Source organism: Streptomyces sp. NPDC058697 (genome assembly GCF_042715345.1).
Lineage (GTDB): Bacteria > Actinomycetota > Actinomycetes > Streptomycetales > Streptomycetaceae > Streptomyces > Streptomyces liliifuscus.
In genome coordinates this window covers 90,139-107,179 of sequence record NZ_JBHXSU010000005.1, presented here as the reverse complement: position 1 = coordinate 107,179, position 17,041 = coordinate 90,139, and the positions used below count along the sequence as shown (strand labels likewise).

At 69.6% G+C, this 17,041-nt stretch carries 11 protein-coding genes; 5 read left to right on the top strand and 6 right to left on the bottom strand.

Translation table 11 applies throughout. The features are described 5' to 3' along the window. Positions 1 to 148: 148 nt before the first annotated feature. Positions 149 to 1,051, bottom strand: a complete 903-nt coding sequence (locus ACFWXQ_RS14095) for a tRNA (adenine-N1)-methyltransferase (protein WP_200399346.1) — start codon at positions 1,049 to 1,051, stop codon at positions 149 to 151. 124 nt (positions 1,052 to 1,175) lie between these two features. Further along, positions 1,176 to 2,870 carry a site-2 protease family protein gene (locus ACFWXQ_RS14090; RefSeq protein ID WP_386268231.1) on the bottom strand — a complete coding sequence of 565 codons (1,695 nt, stop codon included), beginning with the start codon at positions 2,868 to 2,870 and terminating at the stop codon, positions 1,176 to 1,178. A gap of 182 nt (positions 2,871 to 3,052) precedes the next feature. Between ACFWXQ_RS14090 and ACFWXQ_RS14085 the strand changes: the two genes are divergently transcribed. Together ACFWXQ_RS14085 and ACFWXQ_RS14080 are read left to right on the top strand one after the other, a co-directional pair. Next, entirely contained in the window at positions 3,053 to 4,159 is a 1,107-nt protein-coding gene (locus ACFWXQ_RS14085; RefSeq protein WP_383950158.1) for a PD-(D/E)XK nuclease family protein, read from the top strand. A 64-nt stretch (positions 4,160 to 4,223) separates the two neighbouring features. Continuing rightward, positions 4,224 to 4,895: a response regulator transcription factor gene (locus ACFWXQ_RS14080; protein ID WP_055613352.1), complete on the top strand. Its 672-nt coding sequence runs from the start codon at positions 4,224 to 4,226 to the stop codon at positions 4,893 to 4,895. A gap of 107 nt (positions 4,896 to 5,002) precedes the next feature. Here the strand turns inward: ACFWXQ_RS14080 and ACFWXQ_RS14075 are convergent, their stop codons facing one another. The 4 genes from ACFWXQ_RS14075 to metH all read right to left on the bottom strand — a co-directional run bounded on the left by ACFWXQ_RS14075 (position 5,003) and on the right by metH (position 13,128). After that, positions 5,003 to 6,586 carry an ABC transporter substrate-binding protein gene (locus ACFWXQ_RS14075; RefSeq protein ID WP_383950161.1) on the bottom strand — a complete coding sequence of 528 codons (1,584 nt, stop codon included), beginning with the start codon at positions 6,584 to 6,586 and terminating at the stop codon, positions 5,003 to 5,005. A gap of 96 nt (positions 6,587 to 6,682) precedes the next feature. After that, entirely contained in the window at positions 6,683 to 8,287 is a 1,605-nt protein-coding gene (locus tag ACFWXQ_RS14070) for an ABC transporter substrate-binding protein (protein ID WP_383950164.1), read from the bottom strand. Positions 8,288 to 8,717: 430 nt separating this feature from the next. After that, positions 8,718 to 9,419, bottom strand: a complete 702-nt coding sequence (locus ACFWXQ_RS14065; RefSeq protein ID WP_383950167.1) for an HAD family hydrolase — start codon at positions 9,417 to 9,419, stop codon at positions 8,718 to 8,720. Positions 9,420 to 9,600: 181 nt separating this feature from the next. Further along, positions 9,601 to 13,128 carry a methionine synthase gene (gene metH, locus ACFWXQ_RS14060; RefSeq protein ID WP_383950170.1) on the bottom strand — a complete coding sequence of 1,176 codons (3,528 nt, stop codon included), beginning with the start codon at positions 13,126 to 13,128 and terminating at the stop codon, positions 9,601 to 9,603. A gap of 329 nt (positions 13,129 to 13,457) precedes the next feature. Between metH and ACFWXQ_RS14055 the strand changes: the two genes are divergently transcribed. The 3 genes from ACFWXQ_RS14055 (at position 13,458) to glpK (ending at position 17,038) form a co-directional block, all read left to right on the top strand. After that, positions 13,458 to 14,222, top strand: coding sequence for an IclR family transcriptional regulator (locus tag ACFWXQ_RS14055; protein WP_383950173.1), 765 nt, complete (start codon positions 13,458 to 13,460; stop codon positions 14,220 to 14,222). Positions 14,223 to 14,574: 352 nt separating this feature from the next. After that, on the top strand, positions 14,575 to 15,363 hold the full coding sequence (locus ACFWXQ_RS14050; RefSeq protein WP_189840026.1) for an MIP/aquaporin family protein: 789 nt from the start codon (positions 14,575 to 14,577) through the stop codon (positions 15,361 to 15,363). A gap of 115 nt (positions 15,364 to 15,478) precedes the next feature. Next, positions 15,479 to 17,038 (top strand): glycerol kinase GlpK, encoded by a 1,560-nt coding sequence (glpK, locus tag ACFWXQ_RS14045; protein ID WP_383950177.1) that lies wholly within the window; start codon positions 15,479 to 15,481, stop codon positions 17,036 to 17,038. The last annotated feature ends 3 nt before the right edge of the window (positions 17,039 to 17,041 follow it).

The following is a 17,041-nucleotide window of genomic DNA, read 5'->3' as shown; positions in this document are numbered from 1 at the left end:
TCTCCACGGGTTGGGGTGGGGTGGGGGGTGTGTTTTTTTTTTTATAGCCGGCGGGGGCGTGGGGGGGGGGGCCCCCCGCCCCCCCCCCCCACGACGCTTGAGCGTTGTACGCGGCACAGGGCCGCCTCGGCGGCCGGGCCCGCGTCGGTCAGCGGCCGGTGCCTCCGTCGGCGTTCGGACCGGAGTAGTCCTCGCCGTACGCGCCCTTGGCGGGACGGCGGCGGCGCATGGGCGGCTCGACGCCGTCCGCGAGGCGGCGGGCGGTGAGCAGGAAGCCGGTGTGGCCGATCATCCGGTGGTCCGGGCGGACGGCCAGGCCCTCGATGTGCCAGTTGCGGATCATCGACTCCCAGGCGCTCGGCTCGTTGAAGCAGCCGATCTCGCGGATGGACTCGACGGTCCGGGCGAGCTGGGTGGTGGTCGCCACGTAGCAGCAGACGATGCCGCCGGGGACGAGCGCCTTGGAGACGGCCTCCAGGCACTCCCAGGGGGCCAGCATGTCGAGGATGACCCGGTCGACCTCGGTGTCGCTGAGGTTGTCCTGGAGGTCGCCGACGGTGAGCTGCCAGGCGGGGTGCGGGCCGCCGAAGTAGCGCTCCACGTTCTGCTGGGCGATCTCGGCGAAGTCCTCGCGGCGCTCGTAGGAGTGCAGCATGCCCTGGTCGCCGATGGCGCGCAGCAGGAAACTGCTGAGCGAGCCGGAGCCCACGCCCGCTTCCACGACGCGTGCGCCGGGGAAGATGTCGGCGAAGGCCAGGATCTGCCCCGCGTCCTTGGGGTAGACCACGGCGGCGCCGCGGGGCATGGACAGGACGTAGTCGGGGAGCAGGGGGCGCAGTGCCAGATAGGCGACGTTCCCCGTGGTGCGGACAACGCTGCCCTCGGGAGCGCCGATCAGCTCGTCGTGCGGGAAGGAACCCTTGTGGGTGTGGAAGTTCTTCCCCGCTTCGAGCGTGAACGTGTAGTGGCGGCCCTTGGGGTCGGTCAGCTGAACCTGGTCCCCGACCTTGAAGGGCCCACGTCGGCGGGCGGCACCGGTCGGTTCGGACATGTGACCCAGCCTACCGGCGATTGTGGGGGCCTCCGACCACGGTCCCGGTGAGCTTGGGAGCGTGGTCGACTGCGGTCCGTCGTGGCTGGTCGCGCAGTTCCCCGCGCCCCTTTCGGGGCGCGTTTCAGCTGGGCCGGGCCATTGCCTTCACGAACGCCTTCTCCACGTCCGCCGCCGAGAGGACTCCGTAGATCTCGCCGGAGTCCTCCACCACCAGGTACTCGGTCGCGGGGGCCGCGCGCAGGGCGTCGAGGAGGTCCTCGCCGGCCAGTTCGGCGGAGACGCGCATGCCGTCCGTCAGGTCCTGGGCGAGGCCGCTGACGGCGACCCAGGGACGGCGGTGTTCCGGTACGCCGACGATGGCGGCCTCGCGGACCAGGGAGAGGGGTTCGCCGTCGGGGTCGACCACGACCAGGGCACGGGCGCCCGCGTCGTTGGCCCTGCGCAGCGCCTCCGAGAGCGGGGTGTTGGTCTCCACGGGCACCGCGCGGCGGGTCAGGGCCCGGGCCCTCAGCTCGGGCAGGTGTTCGCGCAGGCGGGCCATGCGCAGGCTGTTCCCGGCGCCGGTCCAGATGATCGCGGCCAGGATCGCGGCGAGCAGGGCGTCCATGACGGTGTCCATGCCGCCGATGTCCTCGGCGTCGGTGCCGAGTGCGCCGGACTGCGTGAGCAGGGGCAGTCCGATGAGTACGGAGATCGCGAGGGCGCGGCCGACCCAGGCGGCTGCGATCGTGCCGCTCATCGGCTTGCCGGTCATCTTCCAGACGACGGCCCTGAGCATCCGGCCGCCGTCCAGGGGCAGGCCGGGGAGCAGGTTGAACGCGGCGACGATCAGGTTCGAGATCATCAGGCCGGCCAGCAGGACGCCCGGGACGGTGCCCGGCTCGACGGCCTGCAGGGCGAGGTAGAAGAGGCCGCCGAGGATCAGTGAGAGCAGGGGGCCGACGAAGGCGAGGACGAACTCCCGGCCGGGGGTCTCGGACTCCTTCTCGATCTCCGAGACGCCGCCGAAGAACTGCAGCTGGATGCGGCGCACCGGCAGTCCGAAGCGCAGGGCGGCGACCGTGTGGGCCAGCTCGTGGACGAGTACGGAGGCGTAGAAGGCGACCGCGAAGAAGAGTGAGACGAGGTAGCGGGCCATGCCGAGTTCGGGCAGGACGCGGTCGAGCTGGCCGCCGAAGACCCAGGTGATGAGCGCGGCGACGAGGAACCAGCTGGGCGCCACGTACACGGGGACGCCGAAGGGGCGTCCCATGAGCAGGCCGCCACCCGGTTCCTTGCCGCGCCGGGAGGAGGAGCCCCGCTTCCGCCCGGACTTGGTCTTGGACTTGGTGGGCGGGGTGTGTGCCTCGGAGCGGTGGGCGTCGTGGGGCTGCCCGGGCGCGGGGGTGTCGGAGCGGTGGTCCGGGGCGGGCGGTGAGGTGGGCGCGGTGGGCGCCTTCCGCAGGTCGGCCGGCAGCCCGTCCGCCCGCTCTTCTCCGGCCCCAGCAGCCCCTCCGGCCCCACCCGCTCCGGCGGCTCCGGCGCCTCCAGCGCCTCCAGCGGCTCCAGCGGCTCCAGCGGCTCCAGCGGCTCCAGCGGTCTGGTCGTCCGCCGGGTCCTCCGGGGTTCCGTGGTTCTGGTCCGGCTGCCCCGCTGCCGTTGCCGTGTCTGCCTCCGGCCGGGGTTTCGCCTGGGCGTCGGTGTCGGGCGGCTCCTCGTCGGAGTGCGGCCGGGCCGTCGAGGTGGCCGGATCGCCGGGGCGCGGCCGACCCGTACGGCGCTCGTCCGCCTCGTCCGTGCCGGATCGCGGCTGCCCGCTCCCGCCGCTCTCGTCCACGATGTCCCCTCGTTCGACGCGTCTCCCGCTCGCGATCACGCAGCGAGAGGTCCTGTGGTCGATGGTATGCGGCCGTCGTGTCGTGTTCGGCCCCGGCACCCCCTCTGTTTCCCACTCCGTGGCGGCCGCGGACAGGTCACCGTGTGTCGCACTGTCAGTGGCGGCCCGTAAGGTCTGTCGTCATGGAAACCAGCACCGACGGCGTGACTCGGCCGGGCCCGCGACCCGAGCCGACGGGCACCCCGGCCGAGCCCGCGGACGTGCCGGCCCAGGCACCGTCCGCCCCCGTGGCCGATCCGCCCGAGGCCTCGGTGCCGCAGCCCACGGACACCCCGCACGAACCGCCGGACACCGCCGCCGTGCCGGGCGGCGACCCGGTCGTGGTCGCCGGGCCCGCTCGCGTCACCGTCGCCGTGCCGCCGGCGTCCCTGTCGCCCTCGCGGGCCGGGGACTTCATGCAGTGCCCGTTGCTGTACCGCTTCCGGGTGATCGACAAGCTGCCCGAGAAACCGAGCGAGGCGGCCACGCGGGGCACGCTGGTGCACGCGGTGCTGGAGCGGCTGTTCGACGCGCCGGCCACCGAGCGGACCGCGCCGCGCGCGAAGTCGCTGATCCCCGGCCAGTGGGACCGGCTGCGCGAGGCCAAGCCGGAGCTCGCCGAGCTGTTCGCCGACGCCGACGAGAAGGCGGCGGGCGAGCGGCTGGCCCGCTGGCTGACCGAGGCGGAGCAGCTGGTGGAGCGCTGGTTCACCCTGGAGGACCCGACGCGTCTCGAACCGGCCGAGCGCGAGCTGTTCGTGGAGGCCCAGCTCGACTCGGGCCTGAAGCTGCGCGGCATCATCGACCGCGTCGACGTGGCCCCGTCCGGCGATGTGCGGATCGTCGACTACAAGACGGGCAAGGCCCCGCGCCCGGAGTACGCGGAGGGCGCCCTGTTCCAGATGAAGTTCTACGCCCTCGTGGTCTGGCGGCTGAAGCAGGTCGTCCCGCGCCGCCTCCAGCTGGTCTATCTGGGCAGCGGCGACGTCCTGACGTACGACCCGGTCCCCGCCGACCTGGAGCGCGTCGAGCGGAAGCTGCACGCGCTGTGGGAGGCGATCCGGCTGGCCACGGAGACCGGTGACTGGCGGCCGCGCCCCACCAAGCTCTGCGGCTGGTGCGACCACCAGTCGGTATGTCCGGAGTTCGGCGGCACTCCCCCGCCGTATCCGCTGCCGGTGCGCCGGGCGGAGCCGGCCCCGGAAGAAGGCCGGGGAGCGGCCCCTGAGCAGACACCTCGCTCCCCGTGAGGGCGCCGGAGTCCGGCGGTGCCGAGCAGGGCAGAATGGGGCCGGACTAACGAAGGAGACTTACGTGGCCATCCGCGTCCTATTGGTCGACGACCAGCCGCTCCTGCGTACCGGCTTCCGGATGATCCTGGAGGCCGAGCAGGACATCGCGGTCGTCGGCGAGGCCGGTGACGGTCTCCAGGCACTGGATCAGGTACGGGCGCTGCAGCCCGATGTGGTTCTGATGGACATCCGTATGCCGCGGATGGACGGGGTCGAGGCGACCCGTCAGATCACCGGCCCCGGTCGGGACGGTCCGGCGAAGGTGCTGGTCCTGACGACCTTCGACCTCGACGAGTACGTGGTGGAGGCACTGCGCGCCGGCGCCAGCGGCTTCCTGCTGAAGGACGCCCCCGCCAACGAACTGGTGCAGGCGATCCGGGTGGTGGCCTCCGGTGAGGCGATGCTCGCGCCCAGCATCACCCGTCGGCTGCTCGACAAGTACGCGAGCCATCTGCCCTCGGGCGACGAGCCGGTGCCGGACACCCTGCACACGCTCACCGAGCGCGAGGTCGAGGTGCTGAAGCTGGTGGCCCGCGGCCTGTCGAACGCGGAGATCGCCGCCGACCTGTTCGTCAGCGAGACGACGGTCAAGACCCACGTGGGCCACGTCCTCACCAAGCTGGGGCTGCGCGACCGCGTGCAGGCCGCGGTGTACGCGTACGAGAGCGGTCTGGTGCGCCCCGGCGCGCAGTGAGCGCCCCCGCCACGGACCTCTGACAGGAGAACGGCCGCCCCCCTCGGACAACTCGAATGAGGGGGGCGGCCGTTATGCGTGTGCGCGGCGGTGGTGCGCGGACGGGCTCAGTCCTTGCTGATCTCCCAGAAGCGGAACACCGTCGACGCGTCGAGGCAGTTCTCCAGGCCGTACACGCTGTCGCGGACGACCGCGTACTGCTTGGCCTGCCAGACCGGGATGATCGGGACCTGGTCGGCGACGATGTCCTGGAGCTCGCCGTACTGCGGCTCGGTCGAGGCGCGGTCGCTCTGGGCGGCGGTCTCGGGGATGAGCCGACCGGTGACGGTGCTGTTCGTGTAGTTGTTGCCCAGCACGTTGCCCTCGCCGAAGAACGGGGCGGTGAAGTTGTCCGGGTCCGGGTAGTCCGGCACCCAGCCCTTCACGTACACGCCGTACTTGCCCGCCTCGACGTCCTTCTCGTACTTGTCGTACGCGACGGACTTCACGGTCGCGTCGAACAGGCCGCTCGCGTTGAGCTGCTTGGCGATCGCCCTGAACTCCTGGTCGGTGGACGGCCCGTAGCGGGTCGGCGTCGACCAGAGGGTCAGCTTCACCTTGTCGGTGATGCCGTCCTCAATGAGCGCGGCCTCGGCCTTGGCGCGCGAGGGGCGGGCGCCGTAGGTGTCGAAGAAGGCCGTGTTGTGGCCCGTGATACCGGCCGGGATGATCGAGTACAGCGGGGTCGCCGTGTTCTCGTAGACCTCTTTGATGAGGGCGTCGCGGTCGAGCAGATGGGCGATGGCCTTGCGGACGCCCGCCTGGCCCGCCACCGGGTCCTTCATGTTGAAGACCAGGTGCTGCACCTCGGCGCTGGAGCCCTCGACGACGTCGATCTCCTGGCTGCCGGTGATGTCCGCCTCGATCTCCGCGACGTCCTTGGCGGCGAGTCCCCGGTAGGCGACGTCGACCCGCCCGTCGAGGAGGGCCTTCTTCAGGCCGGCCTGGTCGCCGTGGAACAGCTTGAGGGTCACGCCGTCGTTCTGCGTCTCGGCGCTGCCCTCGTAGTTCTCGTTGACCGTGAAGACGGCCTCGTCCTTGCTGAACGACTCCAGCTTGTACGGGCCCGAGCCGACGGCCCGGCCGTCCTCGCGCAGCCCGTCCGCCGAGTACTCCCGGCGGTTGACGATCGAACCGGCACCGGAGGCGATCTTGCTCGGGAAGGTGGCGTCGGAGACCTTGAGCCGGAAGACGACCGTCTTGGCGTTCGGCGCCTCCACCTTGTCCAGCATGGGGAACATGATCGCGGGCCCGGCGGCGTCGTCGATCTTCATCATGCGGTCGAAGGAGAACTTGACGTCCTGCGAGGTGAGGTCGTCACCGTTGCTGAACTTCAGCCCGTCGCGCAGGGTGCACCGGTAGACCTTGGCCTGCGTGTCCGTGAACCCGCACTCCCTGGCGGCCTCCGGCTCCGGCTCGGTGCCGCCCTTGGGGAAGCTGAGCAGGGACTGGAAGACGTTGTTGAAGAGGAGCCAGGAGCCCGGGTCGTAGCCGGAGGCGGGATCCGTGGCCAGGACGTCGTCCGTCATTCCCATGACGACGTCGGAGCCGCTGCCCCCGGAGCCCCCGGACTCCGAGCCGCAGCCCGTCAGCAGGCCGGCGGACAGTCCTGCCACGACGGGCAGGACCGGCCACTTGGTGCGCATGTTCACGAGCGTGTGCCTTGTCGTTGGTCTGTCTCTGGTCCGGTCGGTGGCCGTCGCTTCCGGCTCAGCCGCCCGGTCCGGTGGGGCGCGGTCGCCGCGGGCTCAGCCGCCGACCCCGCGGCCGAGCTCCCAGAGCTGAAGCGTCGCCGAGGAGTTGAGCGCGTACTCGGCGCCGGTGATGTCGTCCCGGGTGGCGATGTACTGCTTGCCCTGCCACAGCGGCAGCACCGGGACGTCGTCGGCGACGATGGTCTGGATCTCCTCGATGCTCTTGGAGGCGGTGAGCCGGTCGGCCTCGCGGCGGGACTCGGGGATCAGCTTGCCGCGGATCTCCGGGTTCGCGTACGGCGAGCCGATGGTGTTGTCCTTGTCGAGGAACGGCGCGAGGTAGTTGTCGGCGTCGGGGAAGTCCGGGAACCAGCCCATGCCGTAGACCTCGTAGTCGCCCTTCTGCTCGTTCGGGCGGAACGTCGACCAGTTCTCGCCCTTGATGCTCACCTTGAACAGGCCGCTGTCGTTCAGCTGCTTCTGCAGCAGCTCGAACTCGTCCTTGGTGGCCGGTCCGTAGTGGTCGTCCGTGTAGTGCAGCGTCAGCTTCACCGGCGTGGTGATGTTCTCCGCGGCCAGCAGGTCCTTGGCCTTGGGGATGCTCGGGTCGCCGTACTTGTTGAAGAACGAGTTGGCGTGACCGGTGACGGTGGCCGGAACCATCGAGTACAGCGGGTCGGCGCCGGAGCCGTACACCTGCGAGGTGAGTTCGCCGCGGTTGATGACCTGGGCCATCGCCTGGCGGACCGCCTTCGTCTTCACCGACGGGTCGTTGGTGTTGAAGCCGAGGTAGCGGATCTCCAGGCCGGGCTGCTCGATCAGGTCGACGTCGGTGCCCTTGTCGTTCTGGAGCTTCTTGATCTGCGCGGGCGACATGGTGCGCGTCATCATGTCGATGTCGCCCTTGTCGAGCGCGGTGCCCATGGAGTCGGCGCTCTCGAAGGAGCGCAGCTCGACCTTGTCGTTCTTCAGCTCCGAAGTCCCCTGGTAGTTGGGGTTCTTGGTGAAGACGGCCTTGACGATCACGTCGTCCTTGACCTCGGCCTTGAGCGTGTACGCACCGGAGCCGCTGACGTCGAAGCCGTCCCGCAGCTTGTTCTTGTCGTAGTCGTCGGGGTTGACGATGCCCGCGACGGGCGTGGACAGCTTGAACGGGAAGGTGGCGTCCGCGCTGTTGAGGTGGAAGATCACCTCGCGGTCGCCCTTGGTCTCGACCGTGTCGACGGTGGACAGCAGGGCGAAGACACCGCTGTCCGCCTTGATCTGCATCGCGCGGTCGATGGAGAACTTCACGTCCTCGGCGGTGATCGGGTCACCGTTGGAGAACTTGAGGTCCTTGCGCAGGGTGCAGGCGTACCGCTCGTTGCCCGAGTCGGTGAAACCGCACTCCTCGGCCGCCTCCGGAGCCGGGTCGCCGCCGCCGTTGGGCATGACCATCAGCGTCTGGACGGTCTGGCGAAGGATGTTCCAGGTGCCCACGTCGTACGCGGAGGCCGGGTCGAGCGGCGCCGGGTCCTCCTTCGAGGCGGTGAACCGGTCGGTAGTGCCGACGACGATGGCGTCGCCGCCGTTGTCCCCGCTGTCGGAACCGCCGCACGCGGCGAGGACCGGGGCGAGCAGACCGATCACGGCCGGCAGCACCAAAGTCTTACGGTTCATGCTCGAAGTTCTCCAGAGCTGTCGTCCCGCTAACCCGGCAGGCCGGGTTGCGGCGGTGGGGTCACGGGGGTTACGGCGATGTCTCGATGAGATTAGTCCGCACCAGCACGGCCGTTCGCAGGTACCGGAGTTGAGCTCCCATCACGCTGCGAAACCGGGTGTGGACGCACCGAAAACCCGACAGCGGAAGGATTGGTGCAGCGTTCCATGAATCGGGACACAAGGACGCGTCGAACCGCACCGAAAGGGCTTCCGAGACACAGCCGGGGCAACTTGTCGACGGCCCACAGCGTGTCGAACGTCACATCCTCAACTATGTGAGGAAGCACTCGAATTCGGCCACCCGGGACACACGGAAGAGGATCGAATTACTCCGGTGCCATGACCACCTAGTTTTTCCGGCATTCAATCATGCACCCTGGGTGAAGGATTAGCGCTTTTCCGTCATCAGACCTCGTAGAAAAGACAGGTCGACCTGTTCGAGGGACGGAACAACGGTGCGCCGGACCGCCGGAGAGATGGGTGCCACGGACGGTACGGCGACCACGTGGCAGCCCGCCGCCTCGGCCGCGGCGACGCCTGTCGCCGTGTCCTCGATGACCGCGCATCTGGCCGGATCCGCGCCCAGGCCGACGGCCGCCAGCAGGTACGGGTCGGGGAACGGCTTGGTGCGCTCGACCTCGTCGCCCGCGATCGTCAGGGCGAAGTTCTGGGGGCCCAGCGAGGTCACGACACGGTCGATGATGCGCCGGTGCGAGGCGGAGACCAGGGCCGTGGGGATCCCGTGCGCCGACAGCTCGGCGAGGAGCCTCGCGGCGCCCGGCATCAGCGGCAGGGTGCGGCCGATGCGGTCCTCGAACCCGTCGTTCAGCAGCACCGTGAGCTCGGCGAGGGTGACGTCCGCGCCGGTGGCCTCGATGAGGAAGCCCGCGCTGCGGGTCATGGGGCCGCCGACGACCACATGGCGCCAGGAGTCGTCGAGGGTGTGGCCCAGGCGGGCGAACACCTCCACCTCGGCGTCCCACCAGAAGCCCTCGGTGTCCACCAGGGTGCCGTCCATGTCCAGGAGTACGGCCTGGAGGGCGGAGCCCTCGGCCGTCTGGGTACCTAGTGCGGGGACCGTACTGGTCATAGGCGCACCTCCGTGTAGGGACGAGAAGGCCGGTTCCCTCCCGGGGAACCGGCCTGCACTGGACCGACCAGTGTACGTCGCCGTCGAGAGAAGTGCCTCCTGTAACGGGGCCGCGGCACGTCGTACGGCCGCGGGCCCGTTGTGGTTGCTCGCGCAGTTCCCCGCGCCCCTGAAGGGGCGCTTACCTGGCGTTGAAGTACTTCGCCTCCGGGTGGTGGATCACGATTGCGTCCGTGGACTGTTCCGGGTGGAGCTGGAACTCCTCGGAGAGGTGGACGCCGATCCGCTCGGGCTCCAGGAGGCGGGCGATCTTGGCGCGGTCCTCCAGGTCCGGGCAGGCGCCGTAGCCGAGGGAGAAGCGGGCGCCGCGGTACTTGAGGGCGAACATGTCCTCGACGTCGGACGGGTCCTCCCCCGCGAAGCCGAGTTCGGAACGCACGCGCGCGTGCCAGTACTCGGCGAGGGCCTCGGCCAACTGCACGGACAGACCGTGCAGTTCGAGGTAGTCGCGGTAGGCGTTCGCCTCGAAGAGCTTGGCCGTCTCCTCACCGATGCGGGAGCCGACGGTGACGACCTGGAGGCCGACGACGTCCGTCTCGCCGGACTCCTCGGGCCGGAAGAAGTCGGCCAGGCACAGCCGACGGCCGCGGCGCTGGCGCGGGAAGGTGAAGCGGGTGCGCTCGTTGCCCTGCTCGTCCAGGAGGATCAGGTCGTCGTCCTTGGACACGCACGGGAAGTAGCCGTAGACGACGGCCGCCTCCAGCAGGTTCCCGGTCTGCAGCTGGTCGAGGAGACCGCGCAGCCGCGGCCGGCCCTCGGTCTCCACCAGCTCCTCGTACGTCGGCCCGTCGCCCGTACGCGCCTGCTTGAGGCCCCACTGGCCCTTGAACAGCGCGCCCTCGTCGAGCCAGGAGGCGTACTCCTTGAGCTGGATGCCCTTGATGACGCGGGTGCCCCAGAACGGCGGCTCGGGGACCGGGTTGTCGATGGACACGTCCGAGCGGACCGAGCCCTCCTCGGGGCGCTCCTCGACGACCGTCTGGGCGGTGGCCCTGACCCGGCGCTGCTTCAGCTCGGGCAGACTCGCGCCGGGCACGCCGCGCTTGACCGCGATCAGCGCGTCCATCAGGCGCAGGCCCTCGAACGCGTCGCGGGCGTACCGGACTTCGCCCTCGTAGATCTCGTGCAGGTCCTGCTCGACGTACGCCCTGGTGAGGGCCGCGCCGCCGAGGATCACGGGGTAGTCGGCGGCCATCTTGCGCTGGTTGAGCTCCTCCAGGTTCTCCTTCATGATCACCGTGGACTTGACCAGCAGGCCCGACATGCCGATGACGTCGGCGCGGTGCTCCTCGGCGGCTTCCAGGATCGCGGAGACGGGCTGCTTGATGCCGAGGTTGACGACGGTGTAGCCGTTGTTGGACAGGATGATGTCGACGAGGTTCTTGCCGATGTCGTGGACGTCGCCGCGGACGGTGGCCAGCACGATGGTGCCCTTGCCCTCGTCGTCGGTCTTCTCCATGTGCGGCTCCAGGTGGGCCACCGCGGTCTTCATGACCTCGGCCGACTGGAGCACGAACGGCAGCTGCATCTGGCCGGAACCAAACAGTTCACCGACGACCTTCATGCCGTCGAGGAGTGTCTCGTTGACGATGTCGAGGGCGGGGCGGCTCTGGAGTGCCTCGTCGAGGTCGGCCTCCAGGCCGTTCTTCTCGCCGTCGATGATGCGCCGCTTGAGCCGCTCGTCCAGGGGCAGCGCGGCCAGTTCCTCGGCCCGGCCGGCCTTCAGGGACTTGGTGGTGGCGCCCTCGAACAGCGCCATCAGCTTCTGGAGGGGGTCGTAGCCCTCGGCGCGACGGTCGTGGATGAGGTCGAGGGCGGTCTGAACCTCCTCCTCGCTGAAGCGGGCGATCGGGAGGATCTTCGACGCGTGCACGATCGCCGAGTCGAGGCCCGCCTTGACGCACTCGTCGAGGAAGACCGAGTTGAGCAGGACTCGGGCGGCCGGGTTGAGGCCGAAGGAGATGTTGGACAGACCGAGGGTGGTCTGTACGTCCGGGTGACGCCGCTTCAGTTCGCGGATCGCCCCGATCGTCGCGATGCCGTCCTTGCGGGACTCCTCCTGACCGGTGCAGATCGTGAAGGTCAGGGCGTCGATGAGGATGTCCGACTCGTGGATGCCCCAGTTCTCCGTCAGGTCCTCGATCAGCCGCTCGGCGATGGCGACCTTGTGCTCGACGGTGCGGGCCTGGCCCTCCTCGTCGATGGTCAGCGCGATCAGCGCGGCGCCGTGCTCCTGCGCCAGCCCGGTGACCTTCGCGAAGCGCGACTCGGGGCCGTCGCCGTCCTCGTAGTTGACGGAGTTGATGACCGCCCGGCCGCCGAGCTTCTCCAGGCCTGCCCGGATGACAGGGACCTCGGTGGAGTCGAGCACGATGGGCAGGGTGGAGGCGGTGGCGAAGCGGCCGGCCAGCTCCTCCATGTCGGCGACGCCGTCGCGGCCCACGTAGTCGACGCACAGGTCGAGCATGTGCGCGCCCTCGCGGATCTGGTCGCGAGCCATCTCCACACAGTCGTCCCAGCGGCCGTCGAGCATGGCCTCGCGGAACTTCTTCGAGCCGTTGGCGTTCGTCCGCTCACCGATCGCCATGTACGCGGTGTCCTGGCGGAACGGCACGGTCTGGTAGAGCGAGGCGGCACCGGGCTCGGGGCGCGGGTCCCGCGCAGCCGGGGTCAGGTCCCGTACACGCTCGACGACCTGGCGCAGGTGCTCGGGGGTCGTGCCGCAGCAGCCGCCGATCAGGGAGAGACCGTACTCGCGTACGAAGGTCTCCTGGGCGTCGGCCAGCTCGGGTGCCGTGAGCGGGTAGTGGGCGCCGTTCTTGCCGAGAACGGGGAGGCCCGCGTTCGGCATGCAGGACAGCGGGATGCGGGAATGGCGGGCCAGATAGCGAAGGTGTTCGCTCATCTCGGCGGGCCCGGTGGCGCAGTTCAGGCCGATCATGTCGATGCCGAGCGGCTCCAGCGCGGTGAGCGCGGCGCCGATCTCGGAGCCGAGCAGCATGGTGCCGGTGGTCTCGACGGTCACCGAGACGATCAGCGGCAGGTCGACGCCGAGGGTGTCCAGGGCCTTGCGGGCGCCGATGACCGACGCCTTGGTCTGCAGCAGGTCCTGGGTGGTCTCCACGAGCAGTGCGTCAGCGCCGCCGGCGATCATGCCCTCCGCGTTCCGCTGGTAGGCGTCGCGCAGCAGGGTGTACGGGGCGTGGCCGAGGGTCGGCAGCTTGGTGCCGGGGCCCATGGAGCCGAGCACCCAGCGCTGCTGCCCGGTCGAGGCGGTGAACTCGTCGGCGACCTCGCGGGCGATGCGGGCGCCCGACTCGGAGAGCTCGAAGACGCGCTCGGCGATGTCGTACTCGGCGAGGGCCGCGTGGTTGGCGCCGAAGGTGTTGGTCTCGACGCAGTCGACGCCCACGGCGAAGTACGCCTCGTGGACGGAACGGACGATGTCCGGGCGCGTGAGGTTCAGGATCTCGTTGCAGCCTTCGAGATTCTCGAAGTCCTCCATCGTCGGGTCCTGTGCCTGCAGCATCGTGCCCATCGCACCGTCGGCCACCACCACGCGGGTGGCGAGTGCCTCGCGGAGGGCATCGGTTCGGGTCCTGCTGTAGGCGGAGGAGGACGAAAGGGACGGGTTCGGCGACGAGGCCATGGAAGATGCTCCCTGAAGTGCGACGGCTGTCGGCTTTGCGCTTCTCATGGAAGGCGCACGCCGCAAGGGTAGCCCGCGGCGGCGCGCCGGGTCAGTGGAGTCCACGGGGCGGACGGGCGACACGTACGGGATTCGCGGTGGGGATCGTGTGACCCGGGGTGGGGATGCCGCCGACGGCACCGGGGGTGTTGCGGTCGCAACACTTCACTGCAACACATCCCTGCCACCCATTAGCGGGACATCGGCGACGACCGGTAGTGTTCGACATTGCCGAACGGTGGCAGAGAAGCGCCGACCGACGGTCCAAGGGGACGGAGGGCAGGACGGCGATGGCACGGAACATCCAGTCGCTCGAACGGGCGGCCGCGATGCTGCGGCTGCTCGCGGGCGGCGAGCGACGGCTCGGCCTGTCGGACATCGCCTCGTCGCTCGGCCTGGCCAAGGGTACGGCCCACGGCATTCTGCGCACACTGCAGCAGGAGGGCTTCGTCGAGCAGGACGCGGCGTCCGGGCGCTACCAGCTGGGCGCCGAGCTGCTGCGCCTGGGCACCACGTATCTCGACGTGCACGAGCTGCGGGCGCGCGCCCTGGTGTGGACCGACGACCTGGCTCGGTCGAGCGGCGAGAGTGTCTACCTGGGCGTCCTGCACCAGCAGGGCGTCCTGATCGTGCACCACGTCTTCCGGCCCGACGACAGCCGGCAGGTGCTGGAGGTCGGGGCCATGCAGCCGCTGCACTCCACGGCGCTGGGCAAGGTGCTGTCGGCCTACGACCCGGTGGCGCACAGCGAGGTCCTGGAGGCCGAGCGCAAGGAGTTCACGGTCCGCACGATAAGCGCGGCGGACGCGTTCGAGACCGTCCTGGACCTCACCCGCGCGCGCGGGTACGCGGCCGATGTGGAGGAGACCTGGACGGGCGTGGCCTCGGTGGCCGCGCCCATCCACAACCAGCGGCGGATGCCGGTCGGCGCGGTGGGCGTCACGGGAGCGGTGGAGCGCGTCTGCAAGGACGGCGAGCTGCGCCCCGACCTGATCGCCGCGGTCCGCGACTGCGCCCGCGCGGTGTCCCGCGATCTGGGCGCCGGGCGGTTCTGAGGTTCGCGGGGACTTCGCACGGAAACAAGGCCGGTACGTCGACGACGTACCGGCCCTTTGTCATGCCCCCGCGGCCACACAACGTGCCAGCTCGCACGCGGTGCGCGGCCGTTTCAAGATCGATGTTTCGCGGCAATGAATAACGATCGCGTTTTCGACAACGGAAGCCTTGACGGGGTGGTAACGGGAGAGCGAGACTCGCGTCCATCGGTCGGCATTGTCGAACACCTACCGGCAATAAGCGTTAGAGTGTGACAACGCCAAGGGCCGGCAACGACCTCACCTGAGGTCGCGAACCACCGGAGGGACCCGGGGTTCGGCTTCCCCTGGACGAAGGACAAAGGAGTCGCGGGTGTCCAGCTCCGACATCTTCATCGGCGAGACCATCGGTACCGCCATACTCATCCTGCTCGGCGGCGGTGTCTGTGCCGCCGTCACGCTGAAGGCCTCCAAGGCACGCAACGCCGGGTGGCTCGCCATCACCTTCGGGTGGGGCTTCGCGGTACTGACCGCCGTGTACACCTCGGCGCCTCTCTCCGGCGCCCATCTGAACCCGGCCGTGACCCTCGCGATCGCCATCAAGGACGACGCCTGGAGCAATGTCCTGACCTACTGGTCGGGCCAGCTCCTCGGCGCCATGATCGGCGCGGCGCTGGTGTGGGTCGCCTACTACGGGCAGTTCCACGCGCACCTCACCGACCGCGAGATCGTGGGCGGTCCCGGTGCACAGGACACCAAGTCCGTGGAGGCGCGGGAGGCCAAGGCCGGCCCGGTGCTCGGCATCTTCTCCACCGGCCCGGAGGTCCGGGTCGCGTGGCAGAACCTCGCCACGGAGATCATCGGCACGGTCGTGCTGGTGCTCGCGGTGCTCACGCAGGGGCTCAACGACAGCGGCAAGGGTCTCGGCACCCTGGGCGCGCTGATCACCGCCCTCGTGGTCGTCAGCATCGGCCTCTCCCTCGGTGGCCCGACGGGGTACGCCATCAACCCGGCCCGTGACCTCGGCCCGCGTATCGTGCACGCCCTCCTGCCCCTGCCCAACAAGGGCGGGTCCGACTGGAGCTATGCCTGGATCCCGGTCGTCGGTCCGCTGATCGGCGGAGCGATCGCCGCAGGCCTCTACAACGTCGCTTTTGCTTAGAGCCGTACGACCGCTCGGAGTCGGCGTACGTCCGGTACGGGACGTACGCCGGCTCGGAGCCGAGAGCAATACGCCGTAAGCCAGCCCCTTACCCACGGACTTTCAGGAGCACACCGTGACCGACGCGCACACCGCCGCCACGCATTCCCACGGCACCGGGCCGTTCATCGCCGCCATCGACCAGGGCACCACCTCCAGCCGCTGCATCGTCTTCGACCGCGACGGACGTATCGTCTCCGTCGACCAGAAGGAGCACGAGCAGATCTTCCCGAAGCCGGGCTGGGTCGAGCACAACGCCACCGAGATCTGGACCAACGTCGAGGAGGTCGTCGCCTCGGCCATCGAGAAGGCCGGCATCACCCGCGACGACATCAAGGCCATCGGCATCACCAACCAGCGCGAGACGACGCTGCTGTGGGACAAGAACACCGGTGAGCCCGTCCACAACGCGCTCGTCTGGCAGGACACCCGCACCGACGCGCTCTGCAAGGAGCTCGGCCGCAACGTCGGCCAGGACCGCTTCCGCCGCGAGACGGGCCTGCCGCTCGCCTCGTACTTCGCCGGTCCGAAGGCCCGCTGGCTGCTCGACAACGTCGAGGGCCTGCGTGAGCGCGCCGAGGCCGGCGACATCCTCTTCGGCACCATGGACAGCTGGGTCATCTGGAACCTGACGGGCGGTGTGAACGGCGGCCGGCACGTCACCGACGTCACCAACGCCTCCCGCACGATGCTGATGAACCTGCACACCATGCAGTGGGACGAGAAGATCGCCGAGTCCATCGGCGTCCCGCTGAACATGTTGCCCGAGATCCGCTCCTCCGCCGAGGTCTACGGCGAGGTCACCGGCGGCAAGCTGGGCGACCTGCTCGGCGGCATCCCGGTCGCCTCCGCGCTCGGCGACCAGCAGGCGGCCCTCTTCGGCCAGACCTGTTTCTCCGAGGGCGAGGCCAAGTCCACGTACGGCACCGGCACGTTCATGCTGATGAACACCGGTGACAAGCTCATCAACTCCTACAGCGGGCTGCTGACCACCGTCGGCTACCAGATCGGCGACCAGAAGCCGGTCTACGCCCTCGAGGGTTCGATCGCCGTCACCGGCTCGCTCGTCCAGTGGATGCGCGACCAGATGGGCCTGATCAAGTCCGCCGCCGAGATCGAGACGCTCGCGCTGTCGGTCGAGGACAACGGCGGCGCGTACTTCGTGCCGGCCTTCTCCGGTCTGTTCGCCCCGTACTGGCGTCCCGACGCCCGCGGTGTGATCGCCGGTCTGACCCGGTACGTCACCAAGGCGCACATCGCGCGCGCCGTCCTGGAGGCCACGGCCTGGCAGACCCGTGAGATCAGCGACGCCATGACGAAGGACTCCGGCGTCGAGCTCACGGCACTCAAGGTCGACGGCGGCATGACCTCCAACAACCTGCTGATGCAGACCCTGGCCGACGTCCTGGACGCCCCCGTGGTGCGTCCGATGGTCGCCGAGACCACCTGCCTCGGCGCCGCCTACGCCGCCGGTCTCGCCGTCGGCTTCTGGACCAACACCGAGGACCTGCGCGCCAACTGGCGCAGGGCCGCCGAGTGGACCCCGAACATGGCCGCGGAGACCCGCGACCGTGAGTACAAGAGCTGGCTCAAGGCCGTTGAGCGGACCATGGGCTGGATCGAGGACGAGGAGTAATTC

What these genes read in the sequence shown, in the direction of transcription:
- ACFWXQ_RS14055 (WP_383950173.1), top strand. Translation starts at nt 13,458, where the DNA reads ATGGCACGGAACATCCAGTCGCTCGAACGGGCGGCCGCGATGCTGCGG.
- ACFWXQ_RS14085 (WP_383950158.1), top strand. Translation starts at nt 3,053, where the DNA reads ATGGAAACCAGCACCGACGGCGTGACTCGGCCGGGCCCGCGACCCGAG.
- ACFWXQ_RS14070 (WP_383950164.1), bottom strand. Translation starts at nt 8,287, where the DNA reads ATGAACCGTAAGACTTTGGTGCTGCCGGCCGTGATCGGTCTGCTCGCC.
- metH (WP_383950170.1), bottom strand. Translation starts at nt 13,128, where the DNA reads ATGGCCTCGTCGCCGAACCCGTCCCTTTCGTCCTCCTCCGCCTACAGC.
- ACFWXQ_RS14095 (WP_200399346.1), bottom strand. Translation starts at nt 1,051, where the DNA reads ATGTCCGAACCGACCGGTGCCGCCCGCCGACGTGGGCCCTTCAAGGTC.
- ACFWXQ_RS14065 (WP_383950167.1), bottom strand. Translation starts at nt 9,419, where the DNA reads ATGACCAGTACGGTCCCCGCACTAGGTACCCAGACGGCCGAGGGCTCC.